This window comes from Hespellia stercorisuis DSM 15480 (assembly GCF_900142165.1).
Classification (GTDB): Bacteria; Bacillota; Clostridia; order Lachnospirales; family Lachnospiraceae; genus Hespellia; species Hespellia stercorisuis.
The window spans coordinates 29,550-47,678 of sequence record NZ_FQZY01000025.1 but is presented as its reverse complement, the minus strand read 5'-3'; the positions used below and the strand labels follow the sequence as shown (position 1 = coordinate 47,678).

Annotated in this window: 18 protein-coding genes and 1 pseudogene; 14 read left to right on the top strand and 5 right to left on the bottom strand. The window is 41.8% G+C overall.

Annotated features, from left to right (window positions below; all coding sequences use genetic code 11):
* The first annotated feature begins 25 nt into the window (after positions 1 to 25).
* The 8 genes from BUB85_RS09775 to BUB85_RS09740 all read left to right on the top strand — a co-directional run bounded on the left by BUB85_RS09775 (position 26) and on the right by BUB85_RS09740 (position 11,098).
* Entirely contained in the window at positions 26 to 1,699 is a 1,674-nt protein-coding gene (locus BUB85_RS09775) for a glycoside hydrolase family 13 protein (protein WP_073109340.1), read from the top strand.
* A gap of 177 nt (positions 1,700 to 1,876) precedes the next feature.
* On the top strand, positions 1,877 to 3,937 hold the full coding sequence (locus BUB85_RS09770; protein WP_073109338.1) for a glycoside hydrolase family 31 protein: 2,061 nt from the start codon (positions 1,877 to 1,879) through the stop codon (positions 3,935 to 3,937).
* 68 nt (positions 3,938 to 4,005) lie between these two features.
* On the top strand, positions 4,006 to 4,635 hold the full coding sequence (locus tag BUB85_RS09765; RefSeq protein ID WP_084533987.1) for a sugar O-acetyltransferase: 630 nt from the start codon (positions 4,006 to 4,008) through the stop codon (positions 4,633 to 4,635).
* Between the two features lie 110 nt (positions 4,636 to 4,745).
* The gene (locus BUB85_RS09760; protein WP_073109335.1) at positions 4,746 to 5,768 is read left to right on the top strand and encodes a LacI family DNA-binding transcriptional regulator; all 1,023 of its coding nucleotides are present in this window, start codon (positions 4,746 to 4,748) and stop codon (positions 5,766 to 5,768) included.
* 258 nt (positions 5,769 to 6,026) lie between these two features.
* Positions 6,027 to 7,337 carry an ABC transporter substrate-binding protein gene (locus BUB85_RS09755; RefSeq protein WP_073109332.1) on the top strand — a complete coding sequence of 437 codons (1,311 nt, stop codon included), beginning with the start codon at positions 6,027 to 6,029 and terminating at the stop codon, positions 7,335 to 7,337.
* Positions 7,338 to 7,465: 128 nt separating this feature from the next.
* Positions 7,466 to 8,530: a carbohydrate ABC transporter permease gene (locus tag BUB85_RS09750; RefSeq protein ID WP_073109405.1), complete on the top strand. Its 1,065-nt coding sequence runs from the start codon at positions 7,466 to 7,468 to the stop codon at positions 8,528 to 8,530.
* The gene (locus BUB85_RS09745) at positions 8,530 to 9,387 is read left to right on the top strand and encodes a carbohydrate ABC transporter permease (protein WP_073109329.1); all 858 of its coding nucleotides are present in this window, start codon (positions 8,530 to 8,532) and stop codon (positions 9,385 to 9,387) included. Before BUB85_RS09750 ends, BUB85_RS09745 begins: the two co-directional genes overlap by 1 nt.
* 40 nt (positions 9,388 to 9,427) lie before the next feature.
* Positions 9,428 to 11,098 carry an alpha-glucosidase gene (locus BUB85_RS09740; protein ID WP_073109327.1) on the top strand — a complete coding sequence of 557 codons (1,671 nt, stop codon included), beginning with the start codon at positions 9,428 to 9,430 and terminating at the stop codon, positions 11,096 to 11,098.
* Between the two features lie 136 nt (positions 11,099 to 11,234).
* On the opposite strand, the gene BUB85_RS09735 is transcribed toward BUB85_RS09740, so the two are convergent.
* The 3 genes from BUB85_RS09735 to BUB85_RS09725 all read right to left on the bottom strand — a co-directional run bounded on the left by BUB85_RS09735 (position 11,235) and on the right by BUB85_RS09725 (position 12,613).
* Entirely contained in the window at positions 11,235 to 11,438 is a 204-nt protein-coding gene (locus BUB85_RS09735; protein WP_073109324.1) for a helix-turn-helix transcriptional regulator, read from the bottom strand.
* Between the two features lie 3 nt (positions 11,439 to 11,441).
* On the bottom strand, positions 11,442 to 12,083 hold the full coding sequence (locus BUB85_RS09730) for a DUF3796 domain-containing protein (protein WP_073109323.1): 642 nt from the start codon (positions 12,081 to 12,083) through the stop codon (positions 11,442 to 11,444).
* 125 nt (positions 12,084 to 12,208) lie between these two features.
* A complete protein-coding gene (locus BUB85_RS09725) occupies positions 12,209 to 12,613 on the bottom strand; it encodes an ATP-binding protein (RefSeq protein ID WP_073109321.1) in 405 nt (134 codons plus the stop codon).
* Between the two features lie 328 nt (positions 12,614 to 12,941).
* Here BUB85_RS09725 and tnpA point away from each other — a divergent pair, with 328 nt between their 5' ends.
* The 6 genes from tnpA to BUB85_RS09690 all read left to right on the top strand — a co-directional run bounded on the left by tnpA (position 12,942) and on the right by BUB85_RS09690 (position 16,941).
* A complete protein-coding gene (gene tnpA / locus BUB85_RS09720; protein ID WP_073109320.1) occupies positions 12,942 to 13,358 on the top strand; it encodes an IS200/IS605 family transposase in 417 nt (138 codons plus the stop codon).
* 13 nt (positions 13,359 to 13,371) lie between these two features.
* Positions 13,372 to 14,628, top strand: coding sequence for an RNA-guided endonuclease InsQ/TnpB family protein (locus BUB85_RS09715; protein WP_200803562.1), 1,257 nt, complete (start codon positions 13,372 to 13,374; stop codon positions 14,626 to 14,628).
* Positions 14,629 to 14,739: 111 nt separating this feature from the next.
* Complete coding sequence (locus BUB85_RS09710) at positions 14,740 to 15,255, top strand: hypothetical protein (protein ID WP_159434636.1); 516 nt, start codon at positions 14,740 to 14,742, stop codon at positions 15,253 to 15,255.
* A gap of 80 nt (positions 15,256 to 15,335) precedes the next feature.
* Positions 15,336 to 15,686, top strand: coding sequence for a DUF2200 domain-containing protein (locus BUB85_RS09705; RefSeq protein WP_073109316.1), 351 nt, complete (start codon positions 15,336 to 15,338; stop codon positions 15,684 to 15,686).
* Between the two features lie 27 nt (positions 15,687 to 15,713).
* Positions 15,714 to 15,980, top strand: coding sequence for a DUF1905 domain-containing protein (locus BUB85_RS09700; protein WP_073109314.1), 267 nt, complete (start codon positions 15,714 to 15,716; stop codon positions 15,978 to 15,980).
* A 412-nt stretch (positions 15,981 to 16,392) separates the two neighbouring features.
* Complete coding sequence (locus BUB85_RS09690; RefSeq protein ID WP_073109300.1) at positions 16,393 to 16,941, top strand: DUF3267 domain-containing protein; 549 nt, start codon at positions 16,393 to 16,395, stop codon at positions 16,939 to 16,941.
* A gap of 124 nt (positions 16,942 to 17,065) precedes the next feature.
* On the opposite strand, the gene BUB85_RS09685 is transcribed toward BUB85_RS09690, so the two are convergent.
* Both BUB85_RS09685 and BUB85_RS22430 read right to left on the bottom strand, forming a co-directional pair.
* Positions 17,066 to 17,365 (bottom strand): MerR family transcriptional regulator, encoded by a 300-nt coding sequence (locus BUB85_RS09685; protein ID WP_073109297.1) that lies wholly within the window; start codon positions 17,363 to 17,365, stop codon positions 17,066 to 17,068.
* Positions 17,366 to 17,544: 179 nt separating this feature from the next.
* Positions 17,545 to 17,665: pseudogene (locus BUB85_RS22430) on the bottom strand (relaxase/mobilization nuclease domain-containing protein); the annotation flags it as partial.
* Between the last annotated feature and the right edge of the window lie 464 nt (positions 17,666 to 18,129).

The following is an 18,129-nucleotide window of genomic DNA, read 5'->3' as shown; positions in this document are numbered from 1 at the left end:
TTGATATGATGGATAGGAGAATATTATGGCTAAGCAGTGGTGGAAAGAAAGTGTAGTTTATCAGATTTATCCAAGGAGTTTTTGCGACAGTAACGGCGACGGAATCGGCGATCTCAATGGTGTGACCGGGAAACTGGATTATTTGAAGGAGCTGGGGATCGATGTGATCTGGCTGTCTCCGGTCTACCGGTCTCCGAATGATGATAACGGGTATGACATCAGTGATTATGAGGATATCATGGAAGAGTTCGGCACGATGGAGGACTTTGACCGTATGCTCGCCGCTGCGCATGAGCGCGGGATCAAGATCGTGATGGACCTGGTAGTGAATCATACTTCGGATGAACATCAGTGGTTCGTGGAGAGCCGGAGCTCTCTGGACAATCCGAAGAGAGATTATTATATTTGGAGAGAGCCTGTGGATGGACATGAGCCGAATAATCTGGGATCTTGTTTTTCCGGGTCGGCATGGGAGTTTGACGAGACCACAGGAATGTACTATCTGCATTGCTTCTCGAAGAAGCAGCCGGACTTGAACTGGGAGAATGAGACCGTTCGTCAGGAAGTGTTTGACATGATGACGCGTTGGTGTGAGAAGGGGATTGACGGTTTCCGCATGGACGTGATTAGTATGATTTCGAAACCGGAGGGACTGCCGGACGGTCCTTTGATGGAGAACAGTATCTATGGCGAGCCGATGAGTGTCTGCAACGGACCTCATGTACATGAGTACCTGAGAGAGATGAATCAGAAGGTTCTGTCTAAGTATGATATTATGACGGTCGGAGAGTGTGCCGGAGTTACAATCGATGAGGCGAAAAAGTATGCCAATGCAGAGGGCACCGAGCTGAACATGGTATTTCAGTTTGAACATGTCGGGCTTGATGTGGATGGCAATGGCAAGTGGTGTGATAAGAAGTTTGACCTCCCGCAGCTGAAGAAGGTTCTGTCGAAGTGGCAGAATGAATTGTATGAGGTGGCGTGGAACAGTATTTATTTCTGTAATCATGATCAGCCGCGTATTGTATCCAGACTGGGAAATGACAGTGATGAGTTCCGGGTTCGTTCAGCAAAGTGTATCGGTACGATGATCCATATGATGCAGGGAACGCCATATGTATATCAGGGCGAGGAACTTGGCATGACAAACCAGCAGTTCAACAGCGTGGATGACTTCGATGATATCGAGGCAATCAACGCATATCATGAGCTGAAGGAAATGAACATTTTCTCGGAAGAGGAACTGATGGCAAGAATTTGTTATAAAAACCGGGACAATGCCAGAACACCGATGCAGTGGGACGACAGTGCCAATGCAGGATTTACGACGGGCGAGCCATGGCTTGCTGTGAATCAGAATTATACGAAGATCAATGCGAAGGATGAGCTGGCTGATGCGGATTCAGTATTCCACTATTATCAGAAGCTGATCGCTCTCCGCAAATCGCATGATATCATTGTTTATGGAAAATATGATCTTTTGATGCCGGAGGATGCGCATATCTTTGCGTATACAAGAACGTATGGTGATGAGAAGCTGCTGGTCGTTTGTAATTTCTCGGAAGAGCCGCAGAAGTTTGTGGTGCCGGAAGGGTATGATCTGGAGAAGGCAGAGCTGTTGATCCACAATATGGATAAAGCTGTTCAGGACGGCATGGCAGACGGATTTGAAGCGATGGCGTGGTATTGGAAAAAATAAAGTACAAGTGTGAAGCGGACTGAAAATGTCCGCTTTATATCAGATGTGAGATGACTCCCACCTCTGATATACGCTCCGCGAGGATGTGCAGAGATTCGAAGAAGATGTCAGCAAAGCTGACCGAATCTCGCACCAAGACTCGCGAGCGAGTCTTGAAAAAAGTTGGGAGAAAATGTTATGATAAAAAGATATAAATATGGGGCGGTTATCCAGACGGATGCGGTTGTTCTGGAATTGGATGAGACTGTGGGAGCGGTAGCTTTTCTTGGACAGTACGACGAGACGGCACAGGAGTTCCGCTATAGACTGGATGCAGAAGATCTGGTCTATGGTCTGGGTGAGAATGTGCGTGGGATTAATAAGAGAGGATGGCTGTATGAGAGTCGATGCCTCGATGATCCTCATCATCTGGAGACCAGTAACTCGCTCTATGCGTCGCATAATTTCTTTATGATTTCAGGTACAGAGACGTTTGGTGTGTTTATGGATTATCCGGGGATTGTCAGCTTTGATGTCGGGTATACAAACCGAAATGAGTTGGTCATTCATCCGGAGGATTCAAATTTCGACCTTTATATTATAGAAGGAAAAAACACGACTGACATTGTAATGCAGTTCCGTTCTCTGATCGGACGCAGCTATATTCCCCCGAAATGGGCGTTTGGATACCAGCAGAGCCGTTGGGGATATATGACGGCGGAGGATGTGAGAGAGGTGGTATCTCAGCACCGTGAAAATCATATTCCATTGGATTCGGTTTATATGGATATTGATTACATGGAGCGATACAAGGACTTTACCGTTGACGAGGAACGTTTCCCGGATTTTAAGGCATTTGTCGAAGAGATGAAAGCAGAGCATATTCATCTTGTCCCGATTATTGATGCCGGAGTGAAGGTAGAAGCGGGGTATCCCGTCTACGAAGAAGGTGTGGAGCATGGGTATTTCTGTAAAAATGCGGACGGCACCGATTTTGTGGCGGGCGTGTGGCCCGGCAGAGTACATTTCCCGGATGTTCTGAATCCGGATGCGCGCAAATGGTTCGGTCACGGATACAAGTTCTTGCTGGATCAGGGGATCGACGGTTTCTGGAACGACATGAATGAGCCTTCTCTCTTCTATTCAGAGGAGCATTTTAATGAAGTGCTGGACTCAATTGGAGAATTTAAAGGGAAGAATCTGGATCTCGAAGCATTTTCGACTTTCACATCCATGGTGGACGGGCTGGCAAATAATCGTGATGATTATAAGCGGTTCTACCACAAGATCAATGGAGAGATGGTGCGTCATGACCGTGTCCACAATCTGTTTGGATATAATATGACAAGAGCTGCAGGCGAGGCTTTTGAAGAATTTGAGCCTGATAAGAGAATATTGATGTTTTCACGTTCATCTTACACGGGCATGCACCGTTATGGCGGAATCTGGATGGGCGACAATATGTCCTGGTGGGGGCATATTCTGATGAATTACAAAATGCTGCCGTCGTTGAATATGATGGGGCTGTTATATTCGGGATGCGATGTCGGCGGTTTTTCTGGCAATACGACTGAAGATCTGGTGATGCGCTGGATAGAAGCGGCCATTTTCACACCACTGATGAGGAATCATTCGTCGATGGGTACCAGAGATCAGGAAGTATACCGTTTCGAGCAGTTGGATACATTTAAAAAGCTGATTGAATGCAGATATGCACTGGTACCGTACATTTACAGTGAATTTATGAAGGCGGCGCTGACTGATACCATGTATTTCCAGCCGATGTCATTCATTTATACAGAGGATGAGCAGGCGAAAGAGGTGGAAGATCAGCTTATGGTAGGCGAGAGCATCATGAGTGCACCGATCTACACACAAAATGCGACAGGTCGTTATGTCTACCTGCCGGAGGAGATGCTGCTCATCCGTATGAGAAGCTGTGACGATTATGACACAGAGATTATGGAGGCTGGACATCACTATGTGAAAGCGGGTACGGATGAGATGATCTTCTTTTTGCGGAAAAATCATATTTTCCCAATCGGTTCGAAAGCTGAATCCATCGCAGAGCTTGATGACAGCAAGGTAAAATTGATTACATTCCAGGATCAGGATGTAACATATGATTTGTACGACGATGACGGATATTCGACTGATTATGATCTGGAACGGGACATCACTACAGTTAAAATCAGTAAAAATGGAACATGTACTGTAACAGGAAGTAGAAATCTGGAAGTGACGGTCGAGATGTATTAAAGAAAGTCGATTTGACGGGATAAGAAGATTCGGCCCCTGGCGGCTATGAACTTGAGAGGAGAAAGACAATGACAAAAATGGGAGAAAAGACACTCACAAATAAAGAAAGGATGCTCGCCGGGCAGCTCTACGATCCGGTACAGGGCGGCCTCGAGCAGGAGCGGGAGGAGGCTCGGATATTAGCACATCAATTCAATTCCTGCTTTCCGACGGACTATGAAAAGCGCGCGCAGATTTTAAAGGAGCTGTTCTCAGATGACAGCGCCGAGGGGCCATATATGGAGCCACCGATCTTTTTCGATTACGGAAGAAACACAACGGTAGGGAAAAACTTTTATGCGAATACAGACTGCACCATCCTCGACGTGGCACCGGTCAAGATCGGTGATAACTGCATGTTTGCTCCCCATGTAAGTCTTTACACAGCGAGTCATCCGATTCATCACGAGCGCAGAAACTCAGGCTACGAGTTTGGCAAGCCGATTACCCTTGGAAATAATGTATGGCTGGGGGGAAGTGTGGTCGTGGGTCCGGGTGTCACCATTGGAGACAACGCAGTGATCGGAGCAGGCAGTGTCGTGGTCAAAGACATTCCAGCCAATTCTGTAGCAGTCGGAAATCCGGCCAAAGTAATCAAGACCATCACTGAGGAAGATAAGAAATATTTTTATAAGAAAGAGCTTTTTGAACTTCCGTAAAGGGGAGACTTTTGCGATTCACTTTTGCGATTTACGCCATTTATAGGTGGAGAAAACCGAATAATCATGGTAAAATATAAGGTGAAGTTTAATTTTAAGAGGTGAATCAGATGATTACAATTAAAGAAATAGCTGCGATGCTTGACATCAGTACGACGACGGTATCGAACGTCATACATGGAAAGACGAAGGAAGTATCTCCGGAGACGATCGATCGGGTTCAGCACGTACTGGAAGAGTATGAATATGTGCCGAACATCAATGCCAGAAACCTGGCAAGGAATCGCTCTAAGATCATCGGCATTGCGATCAAATCCAGAAAAGGACATTTTGCGGAGCAGAATCTTATTAAGGATGCGTTTACATCGGAGCTTTTGGGAGCCATCGAGCGAGCGGTGAAGGAGGCAGGGTATTTCCTGATGATTTACATCTCAGATGAGATTACGGAGACGCTCAACTATATAGCTACATGGAATGTAGACGGACTCATCGTGCTGGGGCTGATGAATGATGACTGCATCCAGGTGCGGGATAAGTGTAAAAAGCCGCTGGTATTTATCGATAGTTACTTCTTTGAGGAAATCATGAATTATTGTAATATAGGGCTCGAGGATGAAAAGGGCGCCTATGAGATGACAAAATATCTGATTGATCAGGGACATCGGAGAATCGCATTTGTATCAGACTCCTGTGTAGCGGTGGAGCGGGAGCGCTTTCACGGATACCGGAAAGCCTTGAAGGAGGCGGGAATTACTTATCATGACGAGGATTTCCTCTTTCTCAATAATCTTGAGGACGAGAACGAAAATGGCCTGAAAAGGATTTTGAATCTGACGAAAACTTATACTGCGTTTGAATGTTCCGCAGACTTTCATGCGGCGCGGGTCATTAATTATTTTCATGATCATGGGGTGAAAGTGCCCGAGGATGCATCGGTTACAGGGTTTGATGACAATATCTATTCAAAATTCGTCAGACCACAGATTACGACCGTACATCAAAATCCAGAACTCAAAGGGCGTCTGGCGGTCGAACTGCTGGTCGAACAAATCAAAAATCATGACACGGCGAAAAAAAAGGTGATATTGCCAGTCGAATTGAAGATACGAGACAGTGTAAAAACTATAAAATAGACAACATGCACACAAACGAAGAGGAAAATCGGAGTTGTGTGCATTTGTTTTGTGTAATATGCATATTTACACGCATAAGGGGCAATGGAGAAAGTGCACAATGCTTGTGCACTTAGACGCATAAGTGATTAATATAATCGTTTAAAGTGTACAAAATGCACTTGACAAATATAAGGAACAGTAATATTATTGGAAACAGGAACAAACCTTATGCGCAAAAGGTCGAAGAGTTATATGGTTAGAATCAAGGAGGATAATATGAAGAAAAAGATCGTATCAGTTTTATTGGCAACAGCAATGGTAGCATCACTTTTAGTAGGATGCGGTGGTATCAGCAGCAACAAGTCAGATAGTTCCGGTTCCACAGGAGATGCAAAGGCGTCAGGCGATGCCATTCGTATTGTAAATGGAAAAATTGAGATCGATAAACAGCTGAAAGCATTTGCAAAGGATTACGAGGAGCGGACAGGACAGGCCGTTTCCATCGAGTCACTTGGAGGCGGTGTAGATATTCAGGGAACGCTGAAGGGATACAAAGCAGCAGATAACATGCCTGACTTATTCGTAATCGGCGGAGACGGTGATTTTGCTAACTGGGGCGACTACGTGGCAGATCTTGGTGACTGCGAGTGGGCAAGCCAGACAGATTTCGCATACAAAGATGAGAGCGGTACAGTGGTAGGTTTCCCATATGCAGTAGAAGGATACGGTATCACATATAACGCTGACGTATTAAAAGAAGCAGGTGTGGATCCTGCATCATTGACAAGCTATGACGCATACAAAACAGCATTTGAGACGATTGAAGCAAAGAAGGACGAGCTTGGACTGACAGCGGTTTGCTCTGTAGCAGCTGAATCAGGACAGATGTACTGGTCAACAGGCAACCACCTCTTTGGATATTATCTGACAGGCGGTCTGGAGAGAGATGATACTTCTGTCTTCGATGACATGATGAATGGAAAATATGACGAGGACAGACTTGGTGAGTTCGCTGATTTCTTCTCACTCTTATGCCAGTACTCAGACAAGCAGACATTGATCTCTGGTACATATGATGATCAGTTAGCATTATTTGCACAGGGAAAATCAGCATTCATTACAGAAGGAAACTGGATCGATCCTTCACTTCCGGACTATGATGCTACATTCGACTGTGGTATCGCTCCACTTGCATTCACAAAATCAGAGATGACCAGCATACTTGCTGACAGCCCATCATGGTGGTGTGCATACAAAGACAGCAAAAACTTAGATGCTGTAAAAGCATTTTTGGATGATCTTGCAACTTCAGAGGAAGGACAGAAGTGTCTCGTTACAGACTGCGGTATGATTTCACCATATACGACCTGTACAGTAGAACCGGAAACTCCGCTTGCCAGAAGCTTAAAAACTTATGTTGATGACGGTAAGACTTCTTCATGGGAATGGTCCAACATGCCGGAAGGTATTGCACAGAAGGCAACAGGTGTTGTATTTGAGTCCTACGCAAAGGGAGACATCGACAAAGCAGGCTTCATATCTACATTGGAGACGGCAATCAACGATTACACGGCGCAGGCACAGTAGAGACTGCCAGACAGTATACCAGGACACGCTCGTGCTGAAGGAGATTTATCCTTCAGCACGAACGCTCCTGTGATGTGAAAGCGGTAAGAAAGAAACGTAAGAATTACGCTCTGAAGGGAGAAATCCATATGAAAACAAAGAAACCAATGGCCATAGGTTTGCTGATACTTGGTATTGTATCCATCCTGTTGGCATTATATCTGGACGTGACGAATCTGCAGCTGTCATATAATCTGACGGCGAAGACATCCTTTAGTATCAACGGGATGCTGCTGATTATAGGGGCGCTTCTGGTGATTGTTGGCATGTATACTTTTCCGACTCGAAAACATAAAAAAATTATTAATATATTATTTTTATTCCCGCTGCTATTTTCTTTTGCGGTGACTGTACTTGTTCCATTTGGATTTGGTATTTTTTATTCTATGACAGACTGGAATGGAATTGACTTTAACAAATTTGTCGGCATCGCCAACTATGTGACAATGTTCAAGTCTGCAGATTACTTATATTCATTATTGATCACAGTGATCTTTACCGTTGTGAATATGATCCTCGTTAACTTTGCCGCATTTGCGCTTGCACTTTTGTGTACGTCAAAGGTCAAGGGAAAAAGCTTCTATCAGGCAGCATATTTTCTGCCGAACCTGATCGGTGGTATTGTACTTGGTTATGTGTGGCAGTTTATTTTCAACAAAGTATTTACAACCGTGATCGCAGGTTCTGACTCCATGCTGACAGACCCCAACCTTGCGATGGTTGCAATCCTGATCGTAAGTACATGGCAGTATGCAGGCTACATCATGATGATCTACCTGACCGGTCTGACCAGCGTACCGAAGGATGTTCTCGAGGCGGCCAATGTAGATGGAGCTAATTCATGGACGACCTTACTTAAAATCAAGGTTCCGATGATTGCCAATACATTTACAATCTGTATTTTCCTGACACTGGTCAACTCCTTTAAGCAGTTCGACCTCAACCTGGCAATTACGAACGGTGCACCGGCCAGAGTACTTGGGGAAAAGATTATTCAGTCGACGGAGTTCTTAGCCTTGAATATCTACAACACTGCAATCGGTAAAAATCAATATGCACTTGGACAAACCAAGGCAGTGGTGTTCTTTGTGATTCTGGCAGCCGTATCTCTGACGCAGGTATCCATCAGTAAGAAGAGGGAGGTAGAAATGTAATGAAAGCACAGAAAAGAAGACGTCTGATCGCCGATATCGTCGGCTGTATCATCGCAATTATTGTATTAATGCCGTTCTTTCTGGTTTTAATTAATTCTGCAAAGAGCAGCGCTGACATTGTGGTCAGCCCGATCGCACTCCCGACAAACTGGGGACAGATGCTTACGAACATGAGCAATGTAATTAACAACCAGAACTTCAGTTATTGGACATCCTTTGCGAGTTCGATGCTGATCACAGTGGTATCCCTTGTACTGCTTATCGTTTTTTCCAGTATGGCAGCATGGGTGTTGTCCCGAAACAAGACAAAATGGTCCAACGTGATCTTCATGATATTTGTATCCGCGATGGTTATTCCGTTCCAGGTAGTTATGCTGCCGTTGTTGTCGACCTTCAGAGGCTTCTCGACATTTACAGGCATTCAGATGCTCAGCAGCTATAAAGGAATCATCTTTGCTTATCTTGGATTTGGCGGTTCCATGTCAGTATTTATCCTGCATGGATTTATCAAAAATATACCATATGAGCTCGAAGAGGCAGCGTGGATCGATGGATGCACACCGGAGGGAACCTTCTTTCGAATCATCTTCCCACTGCTGAAACCGGTACAGGTTACCGTACTGATTTTGAATGGATTGTGGGTATGGAACGATTACCTCCTGCCATCTCTGATGCTCGGATTGAACGGTAAGATCAAGACGCTGCCGGTAGCAGTTTCAAGCTTTGTGGGTTCCTATGTAAAGCAATGGGATCTGATACTTTCAGCAGCATTTCTCGCGATGATTCCAATCGTGGTACTGTTCTTGTTTGCACAGAAACAGATCATCCACGGTATGGTCGAGGGCGCCATTAAATAGCAAAAAACAGAAAGAAACAGAAAGAAACAAGGAGACTAACATGAAAAAAAAATGGTGGCATGAAAAAGTAGCATATCAGGTTTATCCGAAGAGCTTTCGTGATACCAACGGAGATGGAATCGGAGATCTGCGTGGTATTATAGAAAAATTAGATTATTTCAAGGAGCTGGGAGTTGACATTATCTGGTTATCGCCGATCTTTTGTTCGCCGATGGCAGACCAGGGATATGACATTTCAGATTATTATAACATTGATCCGATGTTCGGAACGATGGAAGACATGGATGAACTGCTGGCAGAGGCTAAAAAAAGAGATCTGCATGTTTTGATGGATCTTGTTGTCAATCATTGCTCAGACGAGCATGAGTGGTTTAAACAGGCAATGAAAGATCCAGACGGTAAGTATGGAAAATACTTTTATATTGAAGAAGGTAAGGATGGAAAGGTACCGTGCAACTGGCGTTCATACTTCGGCGGCAGCGTGTGGGAGCCGATCCCGGGAACGAATAAATACTACCTTCATATGTTCCACAAGAAACAGCCTGATTTAAACTGGGAAAATGAAGAAGTCCGGGAAGAAATCTATAAAATGATCAACTGGTGGTTGGACAAAGGCCTTTCCGGCTTCCGGATCGATGCGATCATTAACATCAAAAAGGTGCTTCCGTTCAGAGATTATCCGGCAGATCGTGATGACGGCACGGCAGCATGTACCGTAATGCTCAAGGATGCGGTCGGTGTTATGGACTTCTTAAATGAAATGGCAGACCGTACCTTCAGACCGCACAACGCATTTACCGCAGGCGAAGTATTTAACGAAAAGAAAGAAGAACTGCCTGACTTTATCGGAGATGACGGATGCTTTTCAACAATGTTTGATTTTAACGAGACTGTCTTTGGCGAGAGCGACAGAGGATGGTATGACTTCACCCGCATCACACCGGATGATTATAAGCGCTGCTGCTTTGAGACACAGGAGAGAATCGATGATGTGGGTCTCATCTCAAATGTCATCGAGAATCATGACGAACCAAGAGGCGTGAGCCGTTACATTCCAGAAGGTGACTGCACCGACACATCGAAGAAGATGCTTGCAACCATGTCCATGATGCTCAAGGGCCTTCCGTTTATCTATCAGGGACAGGAACTTGGCATGGAAAATATCGGATTTAACAATATTGATGAAGTGGATGATATTGCTACTATCGATCAATATCATGTGGCACTGGACGCGGGATGCTCTGAGAGAGAAGCGCTCGATATCATCGCGTACTACAGCAGAGACAATGCGAGAACACCGTTCCAATGGGATGAGAGTGACAATGCAGGATTTACCTCGGGTAAACCATGGCTGCGCGTCAACCCGAATTATACAAAAATCAATGCAAAGGATCAGGTAGGCAGAGCAGATTCTGTATTTGCCTATTATCAGAAACTGATTGCACTCAGAAAAAATCCGGAGTATAAGGAGACCATCATCTATGGTAAATTAGTTCCTTATATGGAGGATGAAAAAAATCTTATGGCATATTACCGCAAAGGTGAGAACCAGACACTGCTCGTGATCGGAAACTACCAGAACGAAAGCAGAGTCGTTAAATTGCCGGCATCGGTCAAGTCAGTCCTGCTTAATAACTATGACGACGCAGCAATCAGCAGCGATGGAACGATTCATTTGGAAGGTTATCAGGCGGTGGTGATGGAACTGTAATAAAGGGAGTCATTGTCAGGAAGATGACCAAAAAGTAATAATTATCAGGCACAGAGGTGTAGACCCCTCTGTGCCTTTGTCTATATCATAGAAAATAAGATTCTTTTTAATGTGCCGGCCATACCGGCGGCAGGGCTTAGCGAAATATAAAGATGTCCTCGATCGGTGCTTTTACAGCTCGTGAAATATCAATAGCCAGTTTCAGCGAGGGATTATATTGTGCTTTTTCCAGCCGCATGATGGTTTCACGCCTTACGCCAACAAGCTCGGCCAGTTGTTCTTGTGTAAATCCCTGCGCAGCTCTATACATTTTGAGATTGCATTCAAATTCAACTCCCATATTTTACTCTCCTTTTTCGTAGCGGTATAGCAAGTAACTGCTAAGAAATAGAACCAGAGCATAAATCAAGGAAATGGCTATCAGCATAAAGATCGCACACCATTCGACGTATCGAGAAAACATACCCATGCCAACAAGCCAGATCGTAACGAACAATAGTTGAAAACCAGCTCTATATGCATTTAATTCTGCGCGTTTTTTATTTTCCATATACAATTCATCTTCCAATGTGTTTGACATTTTTCCCTCAAAGAAAAATCCGAAAAAGCCAAAGAAAGCAAAGAAGATGAATGGGAAAATAATTTTAGCTTCTGCGTACGTCCAAAATCCTGCAAAACCTGCAAAGCCAAAGATGCCGGCAAACCCCAGGAGTGGGGAGATTCTTCTGGTATATCTTTTGTCAGCCTGTTTTTTCTGCATGGCGGCCTGAAAGATAGTGATTACCAGATAAATGACATAGATGGCGGTTAAAGCACCGATGGCGAGCATCGGAATATCTTTTGTAATAAAAACGTATTCCGACAGATTGGTTTCGTATACCCATCGTCCATCATTGAATAAAAGGGAGTATACCACTCCTATGATAATCAATATAACCAGTCCGATCCCCATAATAATTGTATTTCTAATTTTTCGTTTCGACATGTGAAGCCCTCCTTGAAATGTGATGTTATTGTCTCTTTATGAGATAAATATATCACTTGTGCAGGACTGTGTCAATGGAGAATTGATACAAATACATCACTTTTTGATTTTCGGTTTTTCAAGTCCTAGAGCGGAATGATACAGGTGACGGTGAACATCTCATCTTCGGTACAAATATCCAAAGTCCCATGATACTTCCTTACAATATCACTGACTTGGCTTAGTCCGAGTCCATGTTCTTTGGAATCTGCCTTATCTGAAAGATAGGTTCCGTTCTTTGTGACAAGCGTTCCATGATAGGAATTGGCAATCTGATAACTGAAAAAATGATTTTTACAACGAGCCTTCATTTCGATTTTTCGCAGTGAGGGCTCATTTATTTTTGCGCAGGCCTCCAGCGCATTATCCATTGTGTTAGCAAAAAGAGAGCACAGTTCGATATCTGAAATTGAGAGAGCTTCCTCTAAGTCGATATGAAAGAAGGTGTCGATCTTAAGCGCCTCTGCCTGTTGATATTTACTGTTGATCACAGCGTTTACCAGACTGTTGGCACAAAAGACTCTTCCTGTCCCACGAACGGTTTCCGATAACTGCTTAAAATGGGACTCCGCTTCTTCTAATTTATTCTCTTTTAGGGTAATAAAGCGGGAATCCTCGGTTATTCAATTGCCGAGATGAAAGCGTGCAACCATAGGTTGCTTGGAGGGGTTAACAGCCCTCTTTTTTATTTTAATATATTTCTAATCAGGTATTAGAGATTTTATTATTTTTTATGAAATAAAAAGCCAAAAATTGTAGCAGAAAAAAGCCAAAAATCGTAGCAGAACACTTGTTCTGATGACGAAAATGTGTTATAGTATGTGTATAAAAGAAAACCTTATACATTCACGCACATGCGTGTACAATATTAATTACCATGTGGTATGGTCTGTGAAATACAGAAGAAAGATTTTAAATACAGAAGTGGAATCTTTTTTGAAGGAGTTGGTTCAACAGATTGCGCAGGACAAAGGTTTTATCGTGCATTTGTTTGAAGTAGGAGAAGGCGATCATGTCCATTGCTTTATATCGGCACCACCCAAATTATCGGTTACAGATATTGTGAAATATTTAAAAGGAATTACTGGTCGAAAGTTATTTGAACATTTCCCACAGATCCGTCAGAAGCTTTGGAAAGGGCAATTATGGAATCATTCATACTATGTGGAGACAATTGGTTCTGTATCAGAAGAAAATATACGTCGTTACATTGAACATCAGAGCAAATCTTATTAAGGGGGAAAAGTAAATGCTGCTGTCCCACAAGACAAGCATTCGTCTGAATGCTACAGAATCGAATATCGTTGGTCATATGTGTTATGCAGCTTATAAGCTCTGGAACGTGTGCAATTATGAACGACGTAATTACAAAGAACTTGGAATGGAAAAGTATCCGGACTGGTATGATCAGAAGTCACGCCTAAAGGATAACTTATGGTTCAAATCCCTGCCGTCCCAGACTGCACAGGAAGTGTGTAAGCTTCTGGATAAATCATGGAAATCTTTTTATGCGCTTGTAAAAAGCCAGAGGATTTTGAACCCCAACCCACCACGTTTTAAACAGAAAGGTATGGCAATTACTTATATGCAGAATGCCATCGTGCATGATTCAAAGAGCAGCCGGGTTCGACTGTCACTGCCGAAGCAACTGAAAGATTATCTTTGTCAAACTTATGATATCTGTGAAAAATATTTATATCTGGAAAATAAGGTTTTCCAGAACACAGATAACGTGAAACAGATCAAGATATATCCACCGGATCATAAAGGTGTGTGTCAGATTATCATAATTTATGAAATCAAAGACACCGAAATAAAGTCAGATAATGGACATTATCTATCCATTGATCTGGGGCTTCATAACCTGATCACCTGTTATGATTCAATAGGGAAGAGTTTTATACTGGGAAGAAAGTATCTGGAAATCAATCAGAAATATGACAAAGAAATCGCCAGGCTACAGCATCAGTGGGGACGCGCTCAGGCAGCGAAGGGAATCAAATACCCGAAACCATCTCACCATCTGTGCAGGGTATATGAGAAGAAAAAGAACTGTATTCATGATTATCTGCATAAAGTGACAAGGGTAGTAGCTGACTATTGTGAGGAAAACCATATTCATACGGTTATCATTGGTGACATCAAAAATATCCGAAGGAATAAAAAACTTGGAAAGATAACAAACCAGAAACTTCACGCATTACCCTATGATAAAATTTATGCTATGCTGGGGTATAAGCTTGCAATGTATGGAATTGCATTGAAGAAACAGACAGAGGAATATACCAGTCAATGTTCTCCATATGCCCCGAAAGTTTCGAAGCAGTATGCGGAGAAAAGCAATCGCAAGAACAGAGGACTGTATAAAGATCAATTTCATGTCTTTAATGCAGATGTTGTTGGCGCATACAATATTATGAGAAAATATAACACCGTATCCGGTGTGGAAAAGAAAATGTCCGTATCCGGACTATCTTCTCCAGAAATAATAAAAGTAGCTGTGTAACTGAAAAGTAGCAGTAAAGGTGTCATGGACGCACCCGGAAACTGTATGGCGAAGCCATATATATCTGATGCTCGGTAATTCAATTGCCGATGTAGTTCACTTCCACACTCTATGTCAGGATTAGAAGCAATTCGTTGGAAACAAAAATATCCTTATATGGTAAAGGCAATTATAGGCATAGATATGGCAACACCATTGGAATATGAACATTGGAACAATAAAAAGGTTAATAAATCAATTAAAATGATTAAAATAGCAAAAAAGTATAATCTTCATAAAATTTCTGGACTATATCCTTTGAGTACACGTTGTTTAACAATAGAAGAACGTAAACAGCAAAAAATGTTGATGAAGCGAAATGCATTTAATATTTGTTATATCAACGAGGGCAAACAAGTATTAGAAAATTCTAAAATAGTAAACGATGCAGGTAATATAGAATGTCCGATGTTGTTGTTCTCATCAAACGGAAAACAAATTGATAAATACTGGATTGAGAGTCAGCAAAAATATGCATCTGCCGTCCGTGGGAAACTTATTTACTATAATTGTGGACATTATATTCATTATTATAAAAGTAATGAAATGTGCAAAGAAATAATAAGTTTTGTAGATAGTCTGGATTGATAAATACCAGATTGTTGAGCGGTTAAAATATAAGAAATGATGGAAGCAGAATTAGAATTTGCAGATGAGGTAAATAAAACGTGGAAAACAGCAAAGTATATCAGATGAAATTTTCAAAAATATATCCATTACTGATTAACAAAGCAGTACGAAAAGGCAGGGAAAAAAACGAAGTTGATCAGGTTATCCGCTGGCTCACAGGATATAGTGAGGAAAAGATTTGGGAAATGGCTGACAGTGCTATTACTTACGAGGAATTCTTTGAACAGGCACCGTCTATGAATCCTAATCGGAGGTTGATCCGTGGTTCTGTTTGTGGAGTCAAGGTAGAGACAATCGAAGAACCTCTCATGCAGGAAATACGATATTTGGATAAGCTGGTTGATGAGTTGTCTAAGGGAAAGACCATGGAAAAAATTTTACGAAAGTAATTGTTTTTTACAAAAAGCAGGTAAAATATGAATACTAAAATTTATGAGTTTGAAGCTATGATCGAGCCTGTGCCAGATAAGGGCGGCGCCTATGTTAGATTTCCATATGATATAAAAAAAGAATTTGGCAAAGGTCGTGTAAAAGTGAATGTAACCTTCAATGGTTTTTGCTATAGGGGCAGCCTTGTAAACATGGGAGTAAAGAATCCGGACGGAAGCATTTGCTATATTATTGATGTACGCAAAGATATACAGAAAGAAATGCAACGATATCCGGGGGATTGTCCTATGTGAATATGTCCTAAGTGTGGACGTTCATTCAAAAATCAGAATCAGCAGCATTTTTGCGGTGAGAAACCAAAAACAATAGATGAGTATATATCTGCGCAAGATAAGGCACAACAGATATATCTGCTGCAGGTGCGAAAAGCGATTCATGAAGCAATTCCGAATGCCAAGGAAAGGATTTCGTGGAGTATGCCAACTTTCCGTGAAAAGTATAATATCATTCACTTTGCACGATGAGCATAATCACGAGTGTGGTAAATTGAATTTGTGGAGGAAAACTATGGGAGGTTCAGAAATTATTCTTGGTGTGTGTTGGAACGCTGTTTTACCATTTCTTCCTAATCCATGGTACTAATACAATTTGTAGAACTGAACAATGAAGTTGAAAAGGAGATTACCTAGGAGTAAAAAAGGAAAAGTGTTATTTGGAATTATAACCGTCATCTGGTCTTTTGTTTCATCTGGTATTGGGTTATGGGCTCTTTCCAATATGCCAGAACATCAATTTATTATATTCATATCTATGTTTTTAAAAACAAAGCATGCAGGACATATAGTGGTATCTCCAACCGCAATTATTATAGGGATTGTAGTAAGTGTAGCTTTACTAGTAGTTCATGAGTTTTTACATGCTATTGTATACCCATCAAAAGCAAGAGTAGTCATAGGTTTTGTCCCAAAGGAATTCATGGCAGTAGCACTTACATCATATCCGCTAAGAAGAAGTAGATTTATCGTTATGTGCTTACTTCCGTATTTGTTAGGTGTTATTCCAATTATCTTATTTTGTATCTCACCGGCAACGAATATTGAGATCAATGGATTTCTTTTTGGATTGTCATTCTTGGGATTAACAAGTCCTTGTGTAGATGGTTATAATGTTTTTCAAGCGTTGAGACAAACAAAAGAAGGTGATTACTTGCAGTTTTACGGAGATGATTTATATGCATTTTCTGGTAATCTATAAAGCAAGATAAATCCGAATTGAACCTTTAAAATATAACAAAAATAATTATATACAGGCATATGTCGCACATGGCATGTGCTTTTTTAGTGGAGGAAATAGAAAATGAATAAAAAAGAATTTCTTCTTATGAAGATTCTTTAGAGGCGAAGATGGGGGCAGTGTTGTAAGTTAATTCGATCTGTATCTTGTGATAGATGCCACCTGTAACAGAATGAATCTTTTCATCACGTAACACGTTGTGTAAAATGCGAGGTTGGTTTGAATGTCTAGGAATATGGGTTGGTTTTGTGGCGTTGTCTGGAATACTCCATGTTTTTCCAATTAGAAATGCCTCGGCAATTCGTCCTTTTTGACAGTAATCACGGACACTTCGCTCGGATATATCCCATTTAAGTGCAGTTTCTTTTACTGATAAATAACTCATTGTGTATCGCCTCATTTCTGATTAATTGCCGATGACGGAAGAATGAAGCATATATCAGGTTGCTCAAAAAAATAGAGTTAAGGATGTAATGGGAGGTGATGCGGCTGAACAAGTCGTGAGAATGTCTCTCGAAGGTGTGGAAGTCGCTGCAAAATTATAGGAGAAGGTGAAAAGAATCAGCCAAACGAAGACACAAGCATTTTGCCGTCGGTCTTATCTGGCCTTTGAATATAATCAAGGGCTTTGGTGCTAGAATTTGCTTAGAGTACTTTTAATAGGCTTAATCTTTGTAACCGTCATATCTCTGCAAAACATGGGATAGCATGGAACTTCACACAAAACTAAAAGTGTATCGTGCAAAATATAATAAGAATGAAATCATAAATATTAGTCAATAATAGCTGATAAGAATTACCAAGGTATGTCCCAATACCATTTTTTGGTGGAAAGTGAACTTAATGCAGTTGCTTTATACATTGTCCTAAGTTATGATAAAAGGTAACTGTTCAGAACCCCCTTGGGGAACTAATTAATTTTTGTACAAAACAGAGAATTTTTAAAACCTGTTTTGCGATATTATTTCGGTAATTGGTGGATAACCAATTGTTTGTGATTGAATAATTTAATTCATTGTGGATTACTCTTTCAATCTTTCAAATAACTCTGATTCAAAGCCAAATTCTATGGCTTTTGAATATATTTAACAACAACTGAACATTGAAAAACATTACTTATCCACAGTCATTTTCACCATAGGTGAATCT

What these genes read in the sequence shown, in the direction of transcription:
- BUB85_RS09700 (WP_073109314.1), top strand. Translation starts at nt 15,714, where the DNA reads ATGAATACTAAAATTTATGAGTTTGAAGCTATGATCGAGCCTGTGCCA.
- BUB85_RS09750 (WP_073109405.1), top strand. Translation starts at nt 7,466, where the DNA reads ATGAAAACAAAGAAACCAATGGCCATAGGTTTGCTGATACTTGGTATT.
- tnpA (WP_073109320.1), top strand. Translation starts at nt 12,942, where the DNA reads ATGTGTATAAAAGAAAACCTTATACATTCACGCACATGCGTGTACAAT.
- BUB85_RS09745 (WP_073109329.1), top strand. Translation starts at nt 8,530, where the DNA reads ATGAAAGCACAGAAAAGAAGACGTCTGATCGCCGATATCGTCGGCTGT.
- BUB85_RS09770 (WP_073109338.1), top strand. Translation starts at nt 1,877, where the DNA reads ATGATAAAAAGATATAAATATGGGGCGGTTATCCAGACGGATGCGGTT.
- BUB85_RS09685 (WP_073109297.1), bottom strand. Translation starts at nt 17,365, where the DNA reads ATGAGTTATTTATCAGTAAAAGAAACTGCACTTAAATGGGATATATCC.
- BUB85_RS09740 (WP_073109327.1), top strand. Translation starts at nt 9,428, where the DNA reads ATGAAAAAAAAATGGTGGCATGAAAAAGTAGCATATCAGGTTTATCCG.
- BUB85_RS09715 (WP_200803562.1), top strand. Translation starts at nt 13,372, where the DNA reads ATGCTGCTGTCCCACAAGACAAGCATTCGTCTGAATGCTACAGAATCG.
- BUB85_RS09730 (WP_073109323.1), bottom strand. Translation starts at nt 12,083, where the DNA reads ATGTCGAAACGAAAAATTAGAAATACAATTATTATGGGGATCGGACTG.
- BUB85_RS09755 (WP_073109332.1), top strand. Translation starts at nt 6,027, where the DNA reads ATGAAGAAAAAGATCGTATCAGTTTTATTGGCAACAGCAATGGTAGCA.
- BUB85_RS09775 (WP_073109340.1), top strand. Translation starts at nt 26, where the DNA reads ATGGCTAAGCAGTGGTGGAAAGAAAGTGTAGTTTATCAGATTTATCCA.
- BUB85_RS09710 (WP_159434636.1), top strand. Translation starts at nt 14,740, where the DNA reads ATGTCAGGATTAGAAGCAATTCGTTGGAAACAAAAATATCCTTATATG.
- BUB85_RS09760 (WP_073109335.1), top strand. Translation starts at nt 4,746, where the DNA reads ATGATTACAATTAAAGAAATAGCTGCGATGCTTGACATCAGTACGACG.
- BUB85_RS09735 (WP_073109324.1), bottom strand. Translation starts at nt 11,438, where the DNA reads ATGGGAGTTGAATTTGAATGCAATCTCAAAATGTATAGAGCTGCGCAG.
- BUB85_RS09765 (WP_084533987.1), top strand. Translation starts at nt 4,006, where the DNA reads ATGACAAAAATGGGAGAAAAGACACTCACAAATAAAGAAAGGATGCTC.